The sequence below is a fragment of the Stenotrophomonas sp. 3diitr2024 genome (assembly GCF_042136455.1).
GTDB lineage: Bacteria > Pseudomonadota > Gammaproteobacteria > Xanthomonadales > Xanthomonadaceae > Stenotrophomonas > Stenotrophomonas sepilia.
On sequence record NZ_JBHHMJ010000104.1, the window covers coordinates 1 to 269 of the forward strand.

The following is a 269-nucleotide window of genomic DNA, read 5'->3' on the forward strand; positions in this document are numbered from 1 at the left end:
TGGCCGGCACTGGCCAAGCTGAGCCAGCGCGACCGCCCGATCGTCCTGGTCGCTCCGCCCTACCGTCCGCATGCCCCGGCCTGGGCCGCCGCCGGGCTGGACCTGGGCCAGTTGCAGATCATCCAGGCCGCGCCGAAGCACGGGTGGCCACGCCGTCGCCGTCGAAGGCGGCCGAGCGCAGGCCGCGGCGCAGGTGCGGCAGTTCGTCAATCTGCATCCACTCCGGGAACAGGCGCTGGCCGACGCTGTCCAGCAGGAAACTGGCCTGG

At 73.2% G+C, this 269-nt stretch carries 2 pseudogenes; one reads left to right on the plus strand and one right to left on the minus strand.

Annotation, left to right across the window (positions count from 1 at the left end):
- Positions 1-138 (plus strand): annotated as a pseudogene (locus tag ABGA94_RS02590) (DNA lesion error-prone repair protein ImuA); the annotation flags it as partial.
- Here ABGA94_RS02590 and ABGA94_RS02595 read toward each other — a convergent pair.
- Positions 131-269: pseudogene (locus ABGA94_RS02595) on the minus strand (metallopeptidase TldD-related protein); the annotation flags it as partial. The pseudogenes ABGA94_RS02590 and ABGA94_RS02595 overlap by 8 nt on opposite strands.